23 protein-coding genes, 1 tRNA gene and 1 pseudogene are annotated in these 20,029 nt (G+C 32.3%); 12 read left to right on the forward strand and 13 right to left on the reverse strand.

Annotation, left to right across the window (positions count from 1 at the left end):
• Window positions 1-13 precede the first annotated feature (13 nt).
• From K5790_RS06170 to K5790_RS06180, 3 genes are all read left to right on the forward strand, one after another.
• The gene (locus K5790_RS06170) at window positions 14-169 is read left to right on the forward strand and encodes a hypothetical protein (protein ID WP_297593360.1); all 156 of its coding nucleotides are present in this window, start codon (window positions 14-16) and stop codon (window positions 167-169) included.
• 74 nt (window positions 170-243) lie between these two features.
• Window positions 244-366: a hypothetical protein gene (locus K5790_RS06175; protein WP_297593362.1), complete on the forward strand. Its 123-nt coding sequence runs from the start codon at window positions 244-246 to the stop codon at window positions 364-366.
• Window positions 367-425: 59 nt separating this feature from the next.
• Window positions 426-623: a hypothetical protein gene (locus K5790_RS06180; RefSeq protein ID WP_297593364.1), complete on the forward strand. Its 198-nt coding sequence runs from the start codon at window positions 426-428 to the stop codon at window positions 621-623.
• Window positions 624-631: 8 nt separating this feature from the next.
• On the opposite strand, the gene K5790_RS06185 is transcribed toward K5790_RS06180, so the two are convergent.
• Complete coding sequence (locus tag K5790_RS06185) at window positions 632-1,057, reverse strand: universal stress protein (protein WP_297593366.1); 426 nt, start codon at window positions 1,055-1,057, stop codon at window positions 632-634.
• A gap of 112 nt (window positions 1,058-1,169) precedes the next feature.
• On the opposite strand from K5790_RS06185, the gene K5790_RS06190 reads away from it, so the two are divergent.
• The 3 genes from K5790_RS06190 to purB all read left to right on the forward strand — a co-directional run bounded on the left by K5790_RS06190 (window position 1,170) and on the right by purB (window position 3,385).
• Window positions 1,170-1,631 (forward strand): CBS domain-containing protein, encoded by a 462-nt coding sequence (locus K5790_RS06190; protein WP_367182871.1) that lies wholly within the window; start codon window positions 1,170-1,172, stop codon window positions 1,629-1,631.
• Window positions 1,632-1,639: 8 nt separating this feature from the next.
• Entirely contained in the window at window positions 1,640-1,861 is a 222-nt protein-coding gene (locus tag K5790_RS06195; RefSeq protein WP_297593369.1) for a hypothetical protein, read from the forward strand.
• A 162-nt stretch (window positions 1,862-2,023) separates the two neighbouring features.
• Window positions 2,024-3,385, forward strand: coding sequence for an adenylosuccinate lyase (gene purB, locus K5790_RS06200; protein ID WP_297593370.1), 1,362 nt, complete (start codon window positions 2,024-2,026; stop codon window positions 3,383-3,385).
• On the opposite strand, the gene K5790_RS06205 is transcribed toward purB, so the two are convergent.
• The gene (locus K5790_RS06205) at window positions 3,378-4,133 is read right to left on the reverse strand and encodes an asparagine synthase C-terminal domain-containing protein (RefSeq protein WP_297593371.1); all 756 of its coding nucleotides are present in this window, start codon (window positions 4,131-4,133) and stop codon (window positions 3,378-3,380) included. The two genes, purB and K5790_RS06205, sit on opposite strands and share 8 nt — an antisense overlap.
• 72 nt (window positions 4,134-4,205) lie before the next feature.
• Here K5790_RS06205 and K5790_RS06210 point away from each other — a divergent pair, with 72 nt between their 5' ends.
• The 3 genes from K5790_RS06210 (at window position 4,206) to K5790_RS06220 (ending at window position 7,695) form a co-directional block, all read left to right on the forward strand.
• Window positions 4,206-4,484 carry a 4a-hydroxytetrahydrobiopterin dehydratase gene (locus tag K5790_RS06210; RefSeq protein ID WP_297593373.1) on the forward strand — a complete coding sequence of 93 codons (279 nt, stop codon included), beginning with the start codon at window positions 4,206-4,208 and terminating at the stop codon, window positions 4,482-4,484.
• A 69-nt stretch (window positions 4,485-4,553) separates the two neighbouring features.
• A complete protein-coding gene (locus K5790_RS06215; RefSeq protein WP_297593375.1) occupies window positions 4,554-5,369 on the forward strand; it encodes a 6-carboxytetrahydropterin synthase in 816 nt (271 codons plus the stop codon).
• Between the two features lie 7 nt (window positions 5,370-5,376).
• Window positions 5,377-7,695 (forward strand): valine--tRNA ligase, encoded by a 2,319-nt coding sequence (locus tag K5790_RS06220; RefSeq protein WP_297593376.1) that lies wholly within the window; start codon window positions 5,377-5,379, stop codon window positions 7,693-7,695.
• Here the strand turns inward: K5790_RS06220 and K5790_RS06225 are convergent.
• The 5 genes and pseudogenes from K5790_RS06225 to K5790_RS06245 form a co-directional block, all read right to left on the reverse strand.
• Window positions 7,692-7,967: pseudogene (locus K5790_RS06225) on the reverse strand (peptidase); the annotation flags it as partial. The gene K5790_RS06220 and the pseudogene K5790_RS06225 overlap by 4 nt on opposite strands.
• Before the next feature lie 422 nt (window positions 7,968-8,389).
• Window positions 8,390-9,613 carry an apolipoprotein A1/A4/E family protein gene (locus tag K5790_RS06230; RefSeq protein WP_297593378.1) on the reverse strand — a complete coding sequence of 408 codons (1,224 nt, stop codon included), beginning with the start codon at window positions 9,611-9,613 and terminating at the stop codon, window positions 8,390-8,392.
• A 53-nt stretch (window positions 9,614-9,666) separates the two neighbouring features.
• Window positions 9,667-10,284 (reverse strand): pyridoxal 5'-phosphate synthase glutaminase subunit PdxT, encoded by a 618-nt coding sequence (gene pdxT / locus K5790_RS06235; protein ID WP_297593380.1) that lies wholly within the window; start codon window positions 10,282-10,284, stop codon window positions 9,667-9,669.
• A complete protein-coding gene (pdxS, locus tag K5790_RS06240; RefSeq protein ID WP_297593382.1) occupies window positions 10,281-11,249 on the reverse strand; it encodes a pyridoxal 5'-phosphate synthase lyase subunit PdxS in 969 nt (322 codons plus the stop codon). Before pdxS ends, pdxT begins: the two co-directional genes overlap by 4 nt.
• A 30-nt stretch (window positions 11,250-11,279) precedes the next feature.
• Window positions 11,280-11,813, reverse strand: a complete 534-nt coding sequence (locus K5790_RS06245; RefSeq protein WP_297593384.1) for a hypothetical protein — start codon at window positions 11,811-11,813, stop codon at window positions 11,280-11,282.
• An 88-nt stretch (window positions 11,814-11,901) separates the two neighbouring features.
• Between K5790_RS06245 and K5790_RS06250 the strand changes: the two genes are divergently transcribed.
• Window positions 11,902-12,054: transfer RNA gene (locus K5790_RS06250), tRNA-Trp, on the forward strand.
• Window positions 12,055-12,064: 10 nt separating this feature from the next.
• Here K5790_RS06250 and K5790_RS06255 read toward each other — a convergent pair.
• Window positions 12,065-14,332 carry an aconitate hydratase gene (locus tag K5790_RS06255; protein ID WP_297593387.1) on the reverse strand — a complete coding sequence of 756 codons (2,268 nt, stop codon included), beginning with the start codon at window positions 14,330-14,332 and terminating at the stop codon, window positions 12,065-12,067.
• Window positions 14,333-14,485: 153 nt separating this feature from the next.
• Between K5790_RS06255 and K5790_RS06260 the strand changes: the two genes are divergently transcribed.
• Window positions 14,486-15,118 (forward strand): hypothetical protein, encoded by a 633-nt coding sequence (locus tag K5790_RS06260; RefSeq protein WP_297593389.1) that lies wholly within the window; start codon window positions 14,486-14,488, stop codon window positions 15,116-15,118.
• Window positions 15,119-15,122: 4 nt separating this feature from the next.
• On the opposite strand, the gene K5790_RS06265 is transcribed toward K5790_RS06260, so the two are convergent.
• The 3 genes from K5790_RS06265 to K5790_RS06275 are packed head-to-tail and all read right to left on the reverse strand — an operon-like array spanning window position 15,123 to window position 16,410.
• Complete coding sequence (locus K5790_RS06265; protein ID WP_297593391.1) at window positions 15,123-15,689, reverse strand: hypothetical protein; 567 nt, start codon at window positions 15,687-15,689, stop codon at window positions 15,123-15,125.
• A gap of 18 nt (window positions 15,690-15,707) precedes the next feature.
• The gene (locus tag K5790_RS06270; RefSeq protein ID WP_014963852.1) at window positions 15,708-15,947 is read right to left on the reverse strand and encodes an Lrp/AsnC ligand binding domain-containing protein; all 240 of its coding nucleotides are present in this window, start codon (window positions 15,945-15,947) and stop codon (window positions 15,708-15,710) included.
• A gap of 43 nt (window positions 15,948-15,990) precedes the next feature.
• Window positions 15,991-16,410 (reverse strand): EVE domain-containing protein, encoded by a 420-nt coding sequence (locus K5790_RS06275; protein WP_297593537.1) that lies wholly within the window; start codon window positions 16,408-16,410, stop codon window positions 15,991-15,993.
• Between the two features lie 322 nt (window positions 16,411-16,732).
• Here K5790_RS06275 and K5790_RS06280 point away from each other — a divergent pair, with 322 nt between their 5' ends.
• Window positions 16,733-16,993: a hypothetical protein gene (locus K5790_RS06280; RefSeq protein WP_297593392.1), complete on the forward strand. Its 261-nt coding sequence runs from the start codon at window positions 16,733-16,735 to the stop codon at window positions 16,991-16,993.
• On the opposite strand, the gene pheT is transcribed toward K5790_RS06280, so the two are convergent.
• Together pheT and K5790_RS06290 are read right to left on the reverse strand one after the other, a co-directional pair.
• Window positions 16,964-18,607, reverse strand: coding sequence for a phenylalanine--tRNA ligase subunit beta (gene pheT / locus K5790_RS06285; RefSeq protein ID WP_297593393.1), 1,644 nt, complete (start codon window positions 18,605-18,607; stop codon window positions 16,964-16,966). The two genes, K5790_RS06280 and pheT, sit on opposite strands and share 30 nt — an antisense overlap.
• Window positions 18,598-19,986, reverse strand: a complete 1,389-nt coding sequence (locus K5790_RS06290; RefSeq protein ID WP_297593394.1) for a phenylalanine--tRNA ligase subunit alpha — start codon at window positions 19,984-19,986, stop codon at window positions 18,598-18,600. Before K5790_RS06290 ends, pheT begins: the two co-directional genes overlap by 10 nt.
• Window positions 19,987-20,029 lie beyond the last annotated feature (43 nt).

Below are 20,029 nucleotides of genomic sequence, written 5' to 3' on the forward strand. Positions count from 1 at the left end.
ATTATCAATAAATATGTTAGATGAAGCAACAATCACACAAAAAGCAAATCAGTTACTTGCAGAATTAAGAGCCAAACCTGATTGGGAAATTGATGAAAAAAATTTCAAACAAGGTTACTTTAAAGCTCTAGAGTGGGTTTTACAAGATACAGGAATCAAGCAAAAATAAAATAAAATTATTGTTGTGTTTTGATTTTTGATAATCAAAGATAATTTTAAGTTCAATGAAAAGAGAGAATTATTATGAGTAGTGATCCATTTTGTCACTGTGGTTCTTGTGGTCATGAAAAAGTTGATGAATGCTACACAAAACAATGTGGTTGCTGTCTAACAGATCATCAAGGCTCATTTGCTAAAAATAGATAATTAGAACCATACATGAGATCAGTGATCTAATTTATCTATTATAAAATAATTCATTATACATGGCTAGAGGTAAATTAACTCAAAAAGAAATTGATGAGCAAAATGAACAGCAAAAAATCAGAGCAAGTGCATCAAGGGCCGCACGAAGAAGTGGAAAACCTGTTAAAAAAGAAGGCAAGGTAAGTAAAGCCAGAGCAAAAACAAAAGAACCAAGATCCCAAAAGAAAGTAGCTACTGTAAGAAAATCACGTTATTAACTAATAGATTATTTTACTATCAGAACTGGCTTTTTAGATTTGTGCAAGACATAATTAGAGGTACTTCCAAGAAAGATTTCTTTTGCAGCCCCCATTCCTCTAGAGCCAATCACAATTAGATCAAAATTTTGTTTTTCAGCAATTTCAACAATTCTTTTTTCATCATCACCATAAGACACTCTATCATAAAACAAAATTCCTTTTTTTGCTGCAATTAACTTTGATTTTTTCATAATTTTTTGAGCATATTCTAAAAGTACTTTTTCAACTGGAGAAATCGGATCATTAGGATTTGGTTTTGTAATACCTAACACATACAATCCTGTAATACTTGCTTGGCATTGCCTTGCCATATGAATTGCAACATCAAGACCACGGTAGGAATTTGAAGAACCATCTAAAGGAACAAGAATTTTTTTAATTTTTATTGCCACAAAGTAATTTGGATAATTTTTCTTTTAAAGTAAATTGAGATTATCTGGCATGATTTTCAACTTTGATATTCTAGAAGACTATCAAATATCAAATCAAACATTATACAATAAAATGAAAGATGCTAAAAGTATCACAATTGGTGACATTATGACAAAATCAGTAATTTCAGTAGATTCCTCAATTACAGTAAATGAAGCAGCAAAAATGATGGAAGATGCTAAAGTAGGAGCTGTAATTATAATGGAAAATAATGAACCTGTTGGGATAGTTACTGACAGAGATTTTTCAGTTAAAGTTGCAGCACATGCATATCAAATCACAACACCAATAAAAAAAATAATGTCATCACCAGTTCTCACAATTAATTCTGATGAAACAATTAGAACTGCAGCAGATCTTATGCATGAAGAGGGCGTTAGAAAATTACCTGTCATGCAAAATGGAGATGTAGTTGGGATAATTACTGCAACAGATATTGTTAATTTGTTAGCTGTGAGTCCTGAAGAAGATATTCGAAATATGTATTTTCATTCTGTAGCAAAAATATACACAAATTATAGCCCATATAATTAGGAAATATTATGGTAATACCAATAATTGTATTGTTAGGAATTCCAATTTTACTTGGAATTGTATACATTCCACCTTTTGAGCTATCCAAAGAGGTCCAAGAAGAGGTTATATCAGAAGAGCCTGATCTAAGTTTTCTATATTATATTTTATTGGGAATTTGGACATTATATTTAATCAAAATTCTTTTTCAAGTAAAAAAAGGAACTTTCAAGATAACTCAGAGATATTAGAATGAACACTGCGCCATATTGGAGAAAAAATATTTGTTCAGATTGCAAGCGGGTAAAATGTCAAAAAGGTTGCAATTGTGATTGTCATCAATTAAGAGACAGAATAGATTAAGTTCTGATAACAGGAGTAGATTTATTTTCGATGTATTATGACTAGATGTATTGGCAATTTTACCTATTGATAATGGGCGTTATGGCACTAAAGAAATGATGGTAATCTTTAGCGAACAAAAGAAAATAGATTATCAATTAGAGATTGAAGGTGCTGCTGCTATTTCTCAAAGCGAAATAGGAATGATTTCAAAAAGTATAGGCAAAGAAATCAACAGAGCGGCAACATCTGGAAAAATTACAGCTAAAAGAATCAAAGAGTTAGAGGCAAAAAGTGATCACGATACTGCAGCACTAGTTGAATCACTTAGTGAAAAATGCTCAAAAAATGCAAGGCCTTGGATTCACTATGGTCTAACAAGCAATGACTTAGTAGACACAAGCAATTCAATGCAGATGCGAGATGCACTGCAAATTATAGAACCAAAAGTTGCAAAGATGGCATCAATTCTTGCAAAAAAAGCTGCAAAATATTCAAAGATTCCAGCGGTTGGTAGAACACATGGTCAGCATGCAAGTATCATATCATTTGGATTAAAGTTTGCAAATTGGGCAGCAGAGATGGCAAAACATGTTGAGAGGATTGAAGGAATTAAAAAAAGAATTTTGATTTGTAAAACATTGGGGGTTGTTGGTACAGGTTCTCTAATGGGTGCAAAATCACTTGAAGTTCAAAGAAGAGCAGCTAAACGACTAAAATTATACCCAGCAGAAGTTACAACTCAGATTGTTCCAAGAGAAAGATATGCAGAATATGTATTTGAGTTGGCATTAATAGGTGCAACTTTGGAGAAAATTGCAGTAGAGATTAGGAATTTGCAGAGAACAGAAATTGGAGAAGTTGCAGAGCAATTCAAGAAAGGGCAAATGGGAAGCAGTGCAGTTCCAGTAAAGAGAAACCCTATCAAAAGTGAGCGAGTATCATCATTATCCAAACTAGTTAGAAGTCAAGTTGCAGTAGCATTTGAGAATATTCCATTATGGCATGAACGAGATTTATCAAATTCTGCAAATGAGAGATTTGTACTCCCAACAGTGTCCATTCTAGTTGATGAGATGCTTGAAACTATGACTAGAATTGTTTCAAATTTGATGGTAAATGAGAAAAGAATTGTAGATAATCTGTACATCACAAAGGGGCAAATCTTTGCGGAATTTGTACTTGAGGCACTGATCAAAAAAGGAGTACCAAGATTTGTTGCATACAAAGATGTTCAACGAGTTGCATTTGAGGCAAATGATAAAGGAATACAATACATTGATGCAATCAAAAATGACAAGGCATTTACTTCAAAATTAACTGATAAAGAAATTGATTCTATTTTTTCACCAGAGAAACACCTTGGTGCATCACCTGCAATCATTAGTAATGTAGAGAAATCAGTTAAAAAAATAGTTAGTAAATTTATCTAGTTTTTAGTAATGCTTTGTGGATTTTAGAACCATATTGTAACGCCTTTTTTCGCTTAGTACAAGAAATTTCAGGTACTTGAATTTCACTTGCTAATTTTCTAATAATGTGTTTACGATACAAATCTTCAGAATCATGGATTTTCTCTGAGATGGGAATAGTTTTTGCATATTCTATAAAATTAGTAGAAAGTAATGGCTGTAGTATTTTTATTCCAAATTCAGACGCAATTAGATTTACAGCCTTCATCATTTTTAGTTCATTATCTAATTTAGTATTCATTACATCAATTATTTCAGATTCCCCACCAGAGAATGCCTCTCTATATGCATTATATCCACAAAATAATTCATCAATTCCATTTGCTGTTACTACAGTATCAAGATTCAAACTGCTTGCTAGTTTAGAGACATAATAAAACGCAATACAATTTTCATTCCATGAAAGATTCTCAGTCTTTATTGTTTCGTGAATCTTTTTAGCGATAACAGGAAAAGTTTTAGGATCAATTTCTAAAACATGATGAGGGTATTTCAGAAAGGAGTTTACTTCTTTAGCAAATAAGATATCATGAGAGTCAACAAAACCAATAGTCAACAGAGTAATATCAAAATTCATCTCTGAGCAAATTTTTGAAATCAAAGTGCTATCAACACCTCCAGAAAAAGCAATTCCAATTTTCTTATTACTAACAGTTTCAGAAATGGAATTTTTAATATTATCAAGTAATTTTTTATTCATTTCATTCATTGTAGTTCAAAATTAGTTCCTATAGAAGGGTAATGAATCAATCTTTTAATTTAAGATTATTTCTAAAATAATATGATGAGATTATCAGAAAACGACATTATTGAAGAACTAAAGAATTTACCAGGATGGAGCGTAATCAATGAAAAACTACACAAAGAATTTCAATTTGAGAGCTTCAATCAAGCTTTTGGTTTTATGACCAGAGCTGCTATGGAGATTGAAAAAATGAACCACCATCCAGAGTGGTATAATGTGTATAACAGACTAACTATCGAATTAACCACTCATGACGCTGGAGGCATTACAAAAAATGATGTCAATCTAGCCAAAATTCTAAATTCATTAGAATAGAGAATATTGTAGAATTTCAGGCACATTCATTACAGAATTTATATTATATCCATAGTCAGATGACTTCACATGGCCACAAGTCCAACAATTCTAGATTCAGATTTTAAATATATCGATAAGAATGGAAATTTACTCAAAACCCGTACTGAATTAACAGTGGCTCAGATGCTTACATTTCTAGAAGAAGAGTATCAATACAATCACAAGATTACATTAAAGAGTGGCAATCAAGTTACAGTGGATTTTAAAACAGAAAAGGGACTAATCGAAGTTATCGATAATGATGAGGATATTGAAAAATACAAACAGATCAAAGAAGACTTTCCTGAATACAAAGTAATGGCAATAGGTCATGCAAAATATGTTGCACAAATCAAGGAATTACAAGATATTGTATTTTATGATAAAACACCACAAACAGGGTCAATATTTTTAGAAGATGCATCATTTTCATTTGATTATGCACACATCTTACCTTTAGTGGAGAAATGCTCTATCCTACATGGACATACGTCATCTGTGATGGTTGAATTGGTAGGACAAATGAAAGATAACTTACTTTTAGATTTTGGTGAAGCCAAAAAAATTATCAAAGAAGTTGTAAATATTTTTGATCATAAATTTTTCATTAATAGAAAATATCTAAGAAAAGAAGACGATTCGCATTATCAGATTCAGTTTGAAGGTCCAAAGGGAATGTTTGATCTACAGGTTCCAAAAAACACAACATACCTATTGGAAGGAGAAGCGACTGTTGAGAATCTTTCAAGTGAAATTATCAAACTATTAGCACCAAAAATGCCATCAAATGTTGAGGCAGTTGGAGTTTACATCTATGAAGGTTACAATAAAGGCTCTCATATTATTTCAAATATTTCACGATAGTTAAGAAATGGACCCAAAGATATCAGAAAAGGCATGGAATCCAGAGTTAGAGAAAGAAATTCTAAAGAAATGGCAAGAAGAGAAAATTTATGATTTCACACCTTCTGATGATAATTATACCATAGATACACCACCACCTTATCCATCAGGAAGACCATGGCATATTGGTGCAGCAGCACATTATTCTCAGATTGATATGATTGCACGAACAGCAAGAATGGCTGGAAAAAATGTCTATTTCCCTATAGGAATTGACAGGAATGGACTTCCAGTGGAATTGTACACTGAAAAAAAACACAATATCAGAATGAGGGAAACAGAGAGAGGAGAATTTCTAAAGTTATGCAGAGAGGCACTTGATGATTTAGAAGCTGAAATGATTCTCATTATGAAAAATTTGGGAATTAGTGGTGATTTTACAAACTATTACAGAACAGATTCAGAAGAATATAGAGCACTGACTCAATCAACTTTCATTAATTTATGGAAGAAAGGACAGGTGTATCTTGCAAATAGACCTAATAACTATGATTGGGTTTCAGGAACAACAATTGCAGATGCTGAAATTACTTACGAAGATTTGGCAACAAAGCTTGTCTATATGAAATTTAAAATCAAAGACACAGACAAGGAAATAATTATTGCAAGTACAAGACCAGAATTACTTTGTGCATGCAGAACAATAATTGTAAATCCTGAAGATGAAAGATATTCTCAATATATTGGAAAAAAAATCATAGTCCCAATTACAAATGCTGAAGTGGAATTAAGAACCCACCATTCAGCTCAACAAGAATTTGGATCAGGTGCTGTAATGGTTTGTAGTTATGGTGATCAAAATGATGTTGCATTATTTAGAGAATTAGAGTTAGAAGAGATTGTTGCAATTGGTTTAGATGGAAAAATGACTGAAGTTGCTGGAGAATATGCAGGATTAAAACCAAAACAAGCAAGAACCAAAATTATTGAAGATCTTGAAAAAAATGGATTTGTTGAGAAAATTGAAGACATTAATCATAGGACTCCTGTTTCAGAAAGAAGTAAAATTCCAATTGAAATTATTCCAATGGAGGAATACTATCTAAAACAAAAAGAATCAATTGAAAAAATGCGAAAACTGGGAGCTGAAATTAAATTCCATCCTGCAATGCACAAACAAATTCTAATGAATTGGCTTGAATCAATCAATATTGACTGGCCAATTTCTAGAAGAAGATACTATGGTACTGAAATCCCTATATGGTATTGTAAAAATTGCTCAGAAGCACATGTTCCTGAGCCTGGAAAATACTATAGACCATGGGAAGAGAAATGCCCTATCAAACAATGCACAAAGTGTAATTCTGAGGAATTTGTTGGAGAAGAACGAACTTTTGATACATGGATGGATTCCAGTGTATCCCCACTTTTTGTAAGTAAATATAACAAAGATGAAGAGTTTTTCAAAAAAGTATATCCTACATCAATTAGACCACAAGCAAAAGACATTGTTAGAACTTGGTTATACTACACACTTCTCAGATGTGAGCAGTTAACAGGAGAAAAACCGTGGGATGAGGCATGGATTATGGGATATGGATTAGACGAAAAAGGAATGAAGATGAGTAAGAGTAAAGGAAATGCGATTGATCCATTACCAGTAATTGAAAAATTGGGTGCTGACACATTTAGATTTTGGAGTGCAAGCGAGATTAATCATGGTTATGATTTTAGATGTAACGAACAAAAAATTGAATCAACAAAGAAATTCTTGAGCAAGTTGTGGAATGTATCAAGATTTTTGTCTAGCTTTCCAGTAATAAAATCAGGAACTCCTAATGCGTCAGATAAATGGATTTTATCGGAATTGGATAATCTAGTAAAAGAATGCACGAGAGGATACAATGAATACAACTTCTTTATTCCCGCAATTGCAATTAGGGAATTCACTTGGAATGTCTTTGCAGCACATTATATCGAGATGGTAAAAGCTAGAGCCTATGGAATTGGTTTTTCTGATGAAGAAAGAGATGGTGCAATATTTACATTACACAAAGTATTGGCAACTATTCTAAAATTGTTAGCACCAATAACACCGTTTATCACTGAATATCTTTGGGGGATTTTGTATTCAAAAGAAAGTATTCACAAACAAAAACAGGTAGTATCAGAAGATCTTGAAAACAAAAGTGAGATAACAAAAGAGATTACAGAATTTAATTCCAAAGTTTGGAATGAGAAAAAGACTCAGAATCTATCTTTAAAGGATTCAATTAAAATTGAGATTCCTGTAAGCCTAGAATCATTCAAAAAAGACCTAAAATCTATGCACAATTTAGCAGATTAAACAGTCATTATTCCATTAGTAATCAAATATTGAATACCCTGAACGAATGTTTCATCATCGATTTGGTTTGATGCCCACCATTCAGCGTTACTTTTTATCCAAGAAGGAATTTCTTTACCAGAAGATTCTCCAGATTCAGTCTCGGGAATAGTCATAATTCCATTATTAATCAAATATTGAATACCCTGAACGAATGTTTCATCATCGATTTGGTTTGATGCCCACCATTCAGCGTTACTTTTTATCCAAGAAGGAATTTCTATTTCTGGCTCTACAATAAAGGGATTAAGTGCTGTAGTTCCAATTATATCAATTATTGAATCTCCTCCAAAAAACGGAATTACGAGAGTTCTAGAAGTTGAAGAAGTTTCTTTTTCAACATAATCAGTTTCAAAACCATCAACTAAAACGAAAAAAATATCATCTGATGTTTCAAATTTTGCATCTAAGAGAATTCTAGGAATTGTAATTTCAAAAGTTCCATCAGAAGTGGCATCCATTGTAATAATTAATTCTATAAAATCAGGATCTAAATACATTGATTCAACAATGCCATTTTCAATTTCATAAGCAACATCAAATGAATGAACTAAGATCGATCCTGTATCAGCAAAAGAAAGTTGTGGATTTGTTGGCATTAATAATATTGAAAAAAGTAATCCTAGAAAAAACAGAGAATTTTTAGTATTCATATTTAATTCCCAGATATACTAACATCTTCGTTTAATTCAACGGAAATGTCTGAGCTAGAATTTTCATCTGCAGTATCATTTGGAATTTCATCTTGAGATGAAATGATCTTTGTTAGAGTTGCATCACCTTCAAGAAACCACAGGTGTGAAATTTTACTTTGTGGTCCAAGAAGTGAAACTTGAGTTGAGCCATCAATTTCGTTAATTGGAGAATCAGAATTTAAGTAAATTTTAAGCGTAGAATGTACTTCTTCCATTAAATTATCTTCTAAAAATGCAATAATGACAAGTGAATCTTTAGTTCCAGAATCACCTGAAGATATGGCTCTGGCCTTTCCAAATCCACAATTGTAAGGAACATCATCAACTAAAATTTCACATTCTTGTAATTCCAATTTTAAATTTGATTTACTTTTATCAAAAGTCTTGAAAGTCATAAAACCAGTAAGCAAAGATGATTCAGAATCATTTCCAATAGAAGTTGCATCTACAGAATCAAAAACAAGTTCAAAGGATTCATCAATCATTGTTTTACCCATTTTTTTACCTAAATAGTCCCCACTGTTGATTTTTTCAAGAATTTTTTGAGTTCTTGTATCCAATTTTTCGGATTTTTCTAGCAGTTTTTCGCGGATTTTTTCAGAATGGTTTTCAATTTTACTTTCCAATTTATCAGAAAGTGCTGAGAATTTCTCAACATCGTTAGCTTGATTTAATTCAATATTATTTTGATATTTTTCTTTAATTTTTTCTAATTTCTGCTTATAGTCATTAGCTTTCTCTATTAATTTCTCCTCTAATCTTTTTCTATCAGATTCAAGCTTTGCTTTCTTGTCTTCCAATCTTTGTAATTTTTCTTCAGCTCGTTGCTTTTTCTCTTCTAGTTTATCTTCAACTCGTTGCTTTTTCTCTTCTAGTTTATCTTCAACTCGTTGCTTTTTCTCTTCTAGTTTATCTTCAACTCGTTGTTTTTTCTCTTCTAGTTTATCTTCAACTCGTTGTTTTTTCTCTTCTAGTTTATCTTCAACTCGTTGTTTTTTCTCTTCTAGTTTATCTTCAACTCGTTGTTTTTTCTCTTCAACTTTTTCAATTTGTTTTTCAAATTTATCAAAATCATCTTTATCAGTAGTATTTTGAGCAAATGATTCATCTATTGAAAAAATTCCAAAAGATCCACCTAGTAATATAGATGCCATTATACCAAAAAATACAAATTTTTTGTCCATTTTGAAAACTTGGCTGAATAATAGTTAAAAAGATTACTTAGTAATGATATGTCTTAATTTATTTTTGATTTTACTAGATTGACAAAATATTTGTGTAGTGATGTATCAGTTGTAAGCTCGGGATGAAAAGCAGTACCAATTACATTTCCTTTTTTTACTGCAATAATTCGATCATTTAGTTTTGATAATATTTCAACATCAGAGCCAACATCAGAGACAGATGGAGCTCTGATAAAAACACCGTTAAATTTTGGAATGTTTATAGAATCTAATGATATGTCAGATTCAAATGATTCACGCTGTCTTCCAAAAGAATTTCTTTCAAGTTTGATATCAAGAATATCCAATAGTGGTTGATTGGTTTTTCCGACTACACGATCATCAGCAGTTTTTGATAGCATTATCATACCAGCACATATTCCAAGAACAGGCATTCCATTTTCAATTTTTTCTTTTAAAATTTTCAACGAACCATTAACCAATGATAATTGTCCAATTGTTGTACTTTCTCCTCCAGGAATAATCAAACCATCAATTTGAGAAATATCATCAGGTGTTTTTACAGCAATTACCTTTCCTTCGATACCTAAATCATCTAGTGCATTTTTTACAGATAGGAGGTTTTCCTGAACGTCACCTTGTATGGCTAAAACACCTATACAAACACTCATGAAGTTCCACCACGATCTTGCATACGTAATTCTAATGTGTTAACATCTAATCCCAACATAGATTGTCTTTCATCAATCATTTTTTGAGCTTCTTTTACTTTATCAGATTCATTCCAAAAGGTTGTTGCTAAAACAATTGCTCTTGCTCTTTCTTTAGCATCATCTGCATTAAAAATTCCAGAACCAACAAAAATACCATCACACCCTAATGACATTAGATATGCTGCATCTGCAGGAGTAGCAATTCCACCAGCTGCAAAATTTACAACGGGCAATCTTCCTAGTTTAGCAGTTTGTTCAACAATATCATATGAAACTTTGAATTCTCTTGCCATTCTAACAAGATCTTGATTATCGCCTGAATCATAAATTGATTTTATAGTTCGGAGCTCATCATTTACTTTTTTGATATGTGTTACTGCTTCTGCAACATTTCCAGTTCCTGGTTCGCCTTTGGTTCTAATCATTGCAGCACCTTCTTCAATTCTTCTTAATGCTTCAGATAATGATCTTGCTCCATTAACAAAAGGTGTTGTAAAATCCCATTTCCAAATATGATGAGATTCATCTGCAGGAGTTAATACTTCAGATTCATCAATCATATCTACATCAGTTTCTTGAAGAACCAATGCTTCATTGACATGACCAATTCTACACTTTGCCATAACAGGAATGGTAACAGAATCCATAATATCTTCAATAATTCTAATACTTGCAGTTCGTGCAACACCACCTGCTTTTCTTACTTCAGATGGAAGTTTGTCTAAAACCATAACTGAAACAGCACCTGCCTCCTCAGCTATTTGTGCTTGCTCAACATTTGTAACATCCATAACAACTCCATTTTTTAGCATATGAGCAAATCCACGTTTAAGAGTAGATGAGCCACGAATTACATCGTTAAAATCTACTTTTTCAGATATTATTCCTTTAGCATCATTACGTTCACCAGATAAAGGCAGCATACTCTAATTTTCACTTCAGCCTATTTGTACCTATTCACTAATTTTAGATATAATTTGATCTAGTTCAGATTCAACCATAGTAATTATTGGAGGAATAAAATTTGACGTGACGTTTTGTTCAGGCCAATGGATTTGGTTTACACGACCGTTAAGAGTAACTTTGACATTAGATTTTTGATATTCACTTGCATTATCAAAAACTACAAAAGATTCAGATGGGATTGAAATAAATCCAGTTTCTTTGATCATTGCTTTTAATTTGTTTAAGGTTACTTCATCTATTTTGGAACGAATGTCAGGTTTTGGATATCCTTGTTCAGTAACAGAATATTTTACTTCCCCATCATTTTTTATTAAAAGAATTTCAGTTTTTTGAGATCCAATTCTTTCAGCTACACCAAAAGAAATTTTTTTTAATTGATGCTTTGTATATTCAATTTCTATTTTGTCATAAGAGTTAGCTGCAGAAATAGGGATTTCATTTTTTGTTAGTAATGGAACAGAAAGTAAAATTGCAGCAATTACAGGAATTGCTCCTAAAAGTAAGTAAATTGTTTTTACCATGATTGATTTACAATGAGAAATCGTTGATTATGCAAATAAATCTTGGTTAAAATAACTTAAAATTCAAGTCTATTTCATTCTTGATTGTGGGGTCGTAGCCTAGCCTGGTAGGGCGACAGTGTCTACGATTAGATCACCGCTAAGGGCTCCAGAGGTAAACTAAGCTAAACTGACTCACGGATGATGTAAGTTTGGAGCTGTAGTGACCCGTAGGTCGCCGGTTCGATTCCGGTCGGCCCCACGTTGAAATTTTATGGATTATTTCTCAAAACATTAAGTGCAGAACCAGCTTTGAACCACTCTATTTGTGCTTCATTATAAGAATGATTTAGTAAAATCTCTTCTTTATTTCCGTCATTATGTGTAATAATACACTTAACTTGTTTGTGTGGTGCTAAATTATCAAGTTCAACTAAACTGATTTTGTCATCTTCTAAGATTTTATCATAATCAGAAGGGTTGCTAAATGTCAATGCCAAAATTCCTTGTTTTTTCAAATTTGTTTCATGTATTCTAGCTAGACTTTTTGTAATTACTGCAACACACCCCAAATATCTAGGGGTCATTGCAGCATGTTCTCTACTACTGCCTTCTCCGTAATTATTATCGCCAATAATCACCCAGTTCATTTGTTTTTCTTTATACTGACGGGCAATTTTTGCAAAAGATTCTTGCTTGTTGTTAAGAATATTCTTTCCGACCCCAACTTCATCATTAAATGCATTAACTGCACCTAAAAGCATGTTATCGCTTAGATTATCCAAGTGACCTCTTAGAGATAACCAAGCACCAGCAGGAGAAATATGATCAGTAGTACATTTTCCTTTTGCCTTTACCATGATGGGTAATTCTTCAAAATCTTTTCCACTCCATGCAGGAAAAGATTCCAGTCTTTGCAGTCGTTTACTGTTAGGATCAATAATTACTTCAATATCTTTAGAATTTTCTGGTGGAGCAATAAAAATTCCCTCAGGTCTCATGAATCCTTCTTTAGGAACTTCAGGTGCGGGTTTTGGTGGTTCAAGCTTGAACTTTGTACCATCTGCAGCGGTTAATTCATCTTTTAATGGATTAAAAGATAATTTCCCACCTAATGATAAAGCAATAATCATTTCAGGACTTCCAATAAAATTTAGTGTATTTCGATGACCATCATTTCTTCCAGGGAAATTTCGATTAAAGGTAGTGACTATAGTATTTTTTTGATCTTTATCTAATTCAGGTCTATTCCATTGACCAATACACGGACCACATGCATTTGCTAATACTGTAGCACCAATCTCTTTTAGAGAATCCATTTGACCATCACGCTCTATTGTTCCTCTGATTTGTTCTGAACCAGGAGTAACGAGTAAAGGAATTTTAGATTTGATTCCTTTTGCCCTTGCTTGCTCGGCAATACTTGCAGCTCTTGACATGTCTTCATAAGATGAATTAGTACAACTTCCAATTAATGCAACAGATATTGGATCTACATAATCATTGGAAGTCACATCATCAGATAGTTCAGAAATACTTCGTGCTAAATCAGGAGTATGTGGTCCAACAATATGTGGCTCTAAAGTTGAAAGATTGATTTCAATTACTCTATCAAAAAAGTTTTCTGGATTATTTTCAATTTCAGGATCTGCAACAAGTGAAGCTTTATTTTGATTAGCTAATTCAGCAATGTCAGCTCTGTTTGTATACTTTAGATAGGTTTCCATTCTTTCATCATAAGGAAAGATTGAACATGTAGCACCAATTTCTGCTCCCATATTAGTTATGGTTGCTTTACCTGTACAACTAATTGATTTTGTACCAGGACCAAAATATTCAACAATTGCATTAGTGCCACCAGATACGGTTAATTCTTCTGCAACTTTTAGAATGATATCTTTTGGTGCAGTCCATCCATTTAGTTCACCAGTTAATTTTACACCAATTTTTTTAGGAAAAAGTAATTCCCATGGCAATCCAGCCATAGTTTCAGCAGCATCAAGACCACCCACACCTATTGCAATCATTCCTAATCCTCCTGCATTTGGAGTATGTGAATCAGTACCAATCATTAATCCTCCTGGGAAAGCATAATTTTCTAAAACTACTTGATGAATAATTCCTGCTCCTGGCTTCCAAAAACCACAACCATATTTTGCAGCTGCAGATTGTAGGAATTTGAAAACTTCACTGTTTTCATCAAGTGAAACTTTCATGTCAATATCTCCTTGAACTTCAGCTCTAATGAGATGATCACAATGAACAGTAGTTGGTAAAGATGTTTTATCAAGTCCAGCTTGCATGAATTGAAGCATAACCATTTGGCCAGTTACGTCTTGTAGAGCTACTCTGTCAGGTTTAAGAAAAACATAGTCTTTACCACCTTCAAATTTTTTTTCATCTATCTGATTAAAATGGCCTGCTAGAATTTTTTCAGTAAGTGTAAGTGGTCTTCCTACAGTTGATCGGTATTTTTTGATATTTTCTTTTAATTTTAGATATACATTTGAAACTAGTTCTGGAGTAGAATCAATATCCATATCAGCAATAAATCCATCCCGAATTTATATTTGCAATTAAAAAATACCTAAAAATTTTTTCACAGGCATGAAAATTCTTAACAATTATAAGCGAAAAGCAGCTTCTTAATTTACTGTTGGGGAGTAGCAAATTTTCAAAATTGAGGTGTAAACATGGTCAATAAGGGTTTTCCAAAATTTGGCATGTCACAAGCTGGAGCATTTGTTGCAGCACTTAAAAATTACAACTTGCCAGATTTCATTTTAGTTTTAATTGCCAAAGAATGCAAATCAGAACTTCTAGAGAGAGGACGGATAGACGATAGATTACAAAGTATGAATGATGAAGCTCTAGAACTTTTACACAAAGTTTTTGTTGGTTGTGAAGAAGACAGCGCAGGAAAATATGCACAATACAGATTCTATGCATATGTTTCTAGTATGTATCATAAATGTGAAGTTTTAGTTAATGAAACCATTCCAGGTCAATCTGGTAAAAATCACAAAATTCCAGTTGCTGTAAAAAATAATGGAATGTATATTTCGGTAGCATATAATAAAGCAACAGGAAATCCAGTTAACAAAAAAGAAACTGCAAGATTCTACGAAATGGTTGATGATATTAAGAGAGGAGAACATGGAACGATGTTAACTGATGCAATTTATGGTTCATCGGTAGGATTTAGAGGAGATGCTTTAGTGGAACTTGAAACTTTGAGTAAATCAAGACCAAATGATCCTGAAAACAAACTAGATTTTAAAACTGCAAATTTCGAAAATAATATTTATTCTGTAACAAAGTGTTAAGAAATTACAAATTTAGTTGAGAAGTATTTATAGTTAGAAACATTGGTTTACCATCTGTTTTTTTGAAATCTTCACCATATTGCTCAAATTCCAATTGTTCATAGAAATGTTTTGTCCAGATATCATGAACTTCCTGAACATATTTTTTGTGTCTTAAAATACGCAATAGTTCATGAAGTATCTCATGAGATACAGTAGTACAATTTTTTTCTGCAAGAAATAATGTATCATTTTCTTCTTTAGGTTGTTGCCAAAAAGCAAGACCAAAATTTTCAGCATGATATCCCTCACATGTACAATCTGTCCACAATGGTTTGAAATGAGTTAAGTAGAAATGATAAATTTCTTTTCCTCTTTGCTCATGATCACGTACTAGAGTATGTGTGTCAAGTCGTTGCAATATACTTCTAGGTTGGGTAACTAATTCATCACATTGAATTTCATAGTCTAATCCGAATTTCTCTTTAATCCAAACCTTGTAAAATTGGCTCATTTTTTGGATATATTCAAATTCAAATTTCCTTTTATCACGATCTTCTTCTTTTACAACAAAAATAAAGTGTAAAATCATTTTAAGAAAAAAGGGTGTTTATGTTTGGCCTTCAATACCCATCAGGGTTAGAGTTGAACGAATCTTTTCAATTTTTCTTATTTTCCAAGTAATTGTTTCTCTAAGTTTTTCAACAGTATCAGATTCGATCTTGGCCAAAATATCGTATGCACCAAAAGTTCCATGAACTTCCTTAACACCTTCTAAGCCCTTTAGTTGCTGTATGATAGCTTCTTCTGAACCTAGTTCACAGTTTATTAAAACATAAGCTGTTGCCATAAAATAATTAGATAATTCGACTATATCAATAAACCGATTTTAGTTAGGTTTGAGAAATCTTTAAAATCGCGTCCCATATTGGCTTTGGAACAGGCATTACGGATAATCTAGATATTTTAATCAATTCCCAATTTTTGAATTTTTTATCTTTTTTCATTTCATCTAGAGTTACAGGACGTTTCAAAGTTTTTTTATATTTTACATCAACAACAACAAAACGAGGATTTTCTTCTTTAGGATTAGGATAAGGCTTTGAAGTAATTTGCATAATTCCTACAGCTTGTCGTTCATCTCCGGTATGATAAAAAATTGCAAGATCACCAGGTTTCATTTCCCTCATATGCTTTAATGCTAAATTATTATGAACACCATCCCATACAGTTGATTTTTCTTTCTTCAATCTTTCAAAATTATATCCTCTAGGACCACTGGGTTCTTGTTTTGCTAGCCAATAATTTACCATTTCATTTTTCATTTTTGTAATGGATGTTTAATGTTTATCTAAAAATGAAAAATGTTCCCCGGTTCTGACTCGCACAAGATCATTGGTATTTTAGCCAAAACCTCCTTGGGTTTTCTAACCGGGGTTGCCCATAATGTAGCACGCCTGGGTGAATTAGAAATCATAGGTATCATTACGATCGACTCATCCTAATCCGTCTGCGTGCCTGCTCTTGGGCGTTTAATTGTAGAATCTACTTCTACTAAAAACCATCGTGGTCATTTTGAATTTATTAAATCAATTTTGTAACTAAAATTAAATTTCATATTAAAAATGAAATATTATGGAAATCAAAAATGTTACTTTATTTTTTATAGGAATTGTATTTTTAATTTTAGGATCATTGATAATAATTTTTGATTATCCACAAATTCAGTTTTTTGAAAATATGGAACTTCCAACTTACAATTTACTTGATGCCAATTCCAAGCAAATTCATCAAAGACTTACAATAGAATACTATATCGGAGTAATTTTTTTTGGTTTAGGAATATTATCATTGATTGTTTCTTTTCTAAAGAGATTTCAGAATAGATTCAGATAGTGAAATTTCAAAAGCCACAACAGGTACACGGATTTTATAGTTTTCAATGATTTTTGAGTTAATTTCTCCAATTATTCCAATAGATTTGCCACTTACAACAACATTAGCACAACGGCCAGCTTCAAAAGTTGGATGAGTTGCAGTTTTTGTTTCAATTTTCATATTAAAACCAGTATTTAATGCAGATTGCAAAATGGATTTAATTTCAGTAAAGTTTGAATCTTGATGTGCACTAACACATGAAAAATTAATTTTTTCAGATATTGGATTATCAAGTGAAAACACAGTTCCTGTCTCAAATAATTTTTGAGGATAAGATTCATGAATATTTTTTGATAGATTCTCTAACAATCCCGGAAGAATAGAATCACGCAATATTGTATGTTCCTGACTTTTTGAATCAAGTACAGAAATAATTTTTGAAGTATTTCTATTTGTCATTTCATATAGAACTCTTTTGCTAGTTAAACTAGAATTCAATGCCTCATGATATCCAAGTCCTGTCATTATTAGGCTCAGAGATTTTAGGACAACAGAGATTGGACTTGTTTGGCCAATGGTTTGTGACGGAGATAGTGTTGGTTCAAGATTTTGAATTCCATAACCTAAAGCAACTTCTTCAACCAAATCCATTTCTCCAAAAATATCAAACCTGTACGGAGGAATAGTACAAACAATGTTTTTTCCTTTAGATATTGCATCTAAACGAGATTTTTTTAATGAAGAAATAATTTTTGAAGTATTAAGATCTAAACCTAGGGTTTGATTAACTAGAGAAGAACTAACAATCATTTTCTTTTGTTCAAGTCTGGGTGAAGAATTTTTTGCACCAGATATTTGAACAGATTCTAAAGAAAAACCTGCAGTTTGTAAGATAGTTGCAACAACTGAAAGCATATCTTCAGCATCTGCTTTATTGATACCAGTCACCTCAACAAACAAATTTTTTGTTTTAGGTGTAACAGTTGTTACTGCAGCATTGATAATAGGAGGAAATGAAACCGTTTTTTGATTAGCATCTAAAATTAGGGGCATATGTGAGGAATTTTCAAGGATATTTCCATAATCTTTTCCAACATCTGTGTTTGAGAGAATTTCAGTGATTGTTAATTCCTTATCAGAATTTAATGGGACAAAATTGTGGTTTTGATTTGTTGTAGTGTAGACTAGAGGAAATGTGATCTTATCTAAATCATGAATTCCAATTGAGGATTTTTTTCGTTTTCTCCCTATTCCAAAATGTAAATCTTCTTGCATTACCATTAATTGCTTGATTGTTTTATCATCAATTTTGCCATTTTTGGCTACAATTCCAGTCACATATGGACGAATTTTAGATACTTGAGGCTTTACAGAAATTTGATATTTGTTTGATTTTTTGACAACAAGCTTTACTGCTCCAGTTTTTTTCCCAAGTAATCCTTGCAATCCAAGAGCAATTCCAAAATCAGTGGAATAATCTGGTCTATTAGGGCTGTATTCAATTCTAACAAGATCTTTATCTTCAGATTCTATATCAAGACCTAGGAAAGGCAGAGAATCTGAAATTTGTTTTTTTGATACTTTACCAATCAGTTTCTGTAATCTGGAATATGATAATTCAATTACTGGCATTTGGTAGCACTCCTTAACCAACCTAAATTGTTGTTGTAAAATTCTCTAACATCATCTAATCCATATTTCAACATGGCAATTCTTTCAATTCCACCACCCCAAGCTAAAACTGGTTTGTTTATTCCAAGAGGTTTGGTTACTTCAGGTCTGAAAATTCCCATTCCAAATAGTTCTACCCATTTTCCTAATCTTTCATTATATACCATAGTTTGCAAAGATGGTTCTGTGTATGGGAAAAATGTTGGCCAAAATTTTATTTTTGTGATTCCAATTCTTTTGTAAAACTCTCGTTGAATGCCCATCAAATCCCTTAACGTTGCATTTTTTCCAACAACAACTCCCTCTATTTGATTAAATTCTACTAGATGTTTGTAACTAACTTTTTCATTTCTAAATACACGACCTAATGAAAAAACTCTAGCTTCATCAGGCTTATTTTCAGCTAGATGTTTTATTGTAACACAAGTGGTATGGGTTCTAAGGACCATTTTTCTTGCTTCATTGATATCCCACTGGTATCTCCAATTTTTCTTATGAGAATCAGAAACTCTTCTAATTTGCTCAGACGTTCCAATTTTTTTTGCAGAAATTTTATCAAGATAAAAAGTATCTTGTAGTTCTCTTGCAGGATGATCTTGCGGAGTGAATAGAGCATCAAAATTCCAAAAGCTTGGTTGAGTCATATTTCCATTAATTTCTGAAAATCCCAATGTTACAAAAATTTCACGAATTTCATCAATGGTATCTTTCAATGGATGAGTTCTTGCAACAAAAACCTCTGGAACTTTAGCCTCTACATCTATTGCACCAGTTGATTCGGAGAGTTTAATTGATTTTGCTAAATCTGTTAATGAAATTTCTTTATTCTTGATAACTTCTTCAACAATAAAATCAGGTCTTCTCAAAAGGGATGCTAAATCATTTGCATCTACTTTGTCTTTTGATAGTTTTTCAGTTCTAATTTGTTTAATGGTTTTTTCTCCAGGCAATTCTGCAGGAATAGATAGAGATGAAAGTTGTTCTGATGAACTTTCAATCCAATTATTTTTTTTACATAATCCCATTGCGGGTCCAAAAATAGGACCTAATTCTTTTTGTAATTCAGATAATTTTTTTGGACCATCTTTTAAAAGATTCAATAATCTTCTTTCAGGCAATCCCAGTTCCAAGGATTCTTTTCCATTTTTTCCCAAAGTAAGAATACTTGATGTTGATTCGTTTACAATTGCAAGATCTTTGAGTTTTAGCCATTCTATTCCACGTCTAACTTGATCTGGTGAAAGAGAAGTGGATTTTTCAAGCATTTCAGGAGTTTGTTTTTGAACATCTTTTAGAGATGCGATAATTTTTTTTTCAATCTCATGAAAAACCTGCGACAACAGTGAAAGTTCGAAAAAGACTTTTTAAACCTTAACCTAAGTC

It is taken from the genome of Nitrosopumilus sp. (assembly GCF_025698945.1).
Classification (GTDB): Archaea; Thermoproteota; Nitrososphaeria; order Nitrososphaerales; family Nitrosopumilaceae; genus Nitrosopumilus.

Bases quoted from the DNA above. Each gene is read 5' to 3' on its own strand.
- K5790_RS06170 (WP_297593360.1), top strand. From the start codon at position 14: ATGTTAGATGAAGCAACAATCACACAAAAAGCAAATCAGTTACTTGCA.
- K5790_RS06175 (WP_297593362.1), top strand. From the start codon at position 244: ATGAGTAGTGATCCATTTTGTCACTGTGGTTCTTGTGGTCATGAAAAA.
- K5790_RS06180 (WP_297593364.1), top strand. From the start codon at position 426: ATGGCTAGAGGTAAATTAACTCAAAAAGAAATTGATGAGCAAAATGAA.
- K5790_RS06190 (WP_367182871.1), top strand. From the start codon at position 1,170: ATGAAAGATGCTAAAAGTATCACAATTGGTGACATTATGACAAAATCA.
- K5790_RS06195 (WP_297593369.1), top strand. From the start codon at position 1,640: ATGGTAATACCAATAATTGTATTGTTAGGAATTCCAATTTTACTTGGA.
- K5790_RS06205 (WP_297593371.1), bottom strand. From the start codon at position 4,133: ATGAATGAAATGAATAAAAAATTACTTGATAATATTAAAAATTCCATT.
- K5790_RS06210 (WP_297593373.1), top strand. From the start codon at position 4,206: ATGATGAGATTATCAGAAAACGACATTATTGAAGAACTAAAGAATTTA.
- K5790_RS06215 (WP_297593375.1), top strand. From the start codon at position 4,554: ATGGCCACAAGTCCAACAATTCTAGATTCAGATTTTAAATATATCGAT.
- K5790_RS06220 (WP_297593376.1), top strand. From the start codon at position 5,377: ATGGACCCAAAGATATCAGAAAAGGCATGGAATCCAGAGTTAGAGAAA.
- K5790_RS06230 (WP_297593378.1), bottom strand. From the start codon at position 9,613: ATGGACAAAAAATTTGTATTTTTTGGTATAATGGCATCTATATTACTA.
- pdxT (WP_297593380.1), bottom strand. From the start codon at position 10,284: ATGAGTGTTTGTATAGGTGTTTTAGCCATACAAGGTGACGTTCAGGAA.
- pdxS (WP_297593382.1), bottom strand. From the start codon at position 11,249: ATGCTGCCTTTATCTGGTGAACGTAATGATGCTAAAGGAATAATATCT.
- K5790_RS06245 (WP_297593384.1), bottom strand. From the start codon at position 11,813: ATGGTAAAAACAATTTACTTACTTTTAGGAGCAATTCCTGTAATTGCT.
- K5790_RS06255 (WP_297593387.1), bottom strand. From the start codon at position 14,332: ATGGATATTGATTCTACTCCAGAACTAGTTTCAAATGTATATCTAAAA.
- K5790_RS06260 (WP_297593389.1), top strand. From the start codon at position 14,486: ATGGTCAATAAGGGTTTTCCAAAATTTGGCATGTCACAAGCTGGAGCA.
- K5790_RS06265 (WP_297593391.1), bottom strand. From the start codon at position 15,689: ATGATTTTACACTTTATTTTTGTTGTAAAAGAAGAAGATCGTGATAAA.
- K5790_RS06270 (WP_014963852.1), bottom strand. From the start codon at position 15,947: ATGGCAACAGCTTATGTTTTAATAAACTGTGAACTAGGTTCAGAAGAA.
- K5790_RS06275 (WP_297593537.1), bottom strand. From the start codon at position 16,410: ATGGTAAATTATTGGCTAGCAAAACAAGAACCCAGTGGTCCTAGAGGA.
- K5790_RS06280 (WP_297593392.1), top strand. From the start codon at position 16,733: ATGGAAATCAAAAATGTTACTTTATTTTTTATAGGAATTGTATTTTTA.
- pheT (WP_297593393.1), bottom strand. From the start codon at position 18,607: ATGCCAGTAATTGAATTATCATATTCCAGATTACAGAAACTGATTGGT.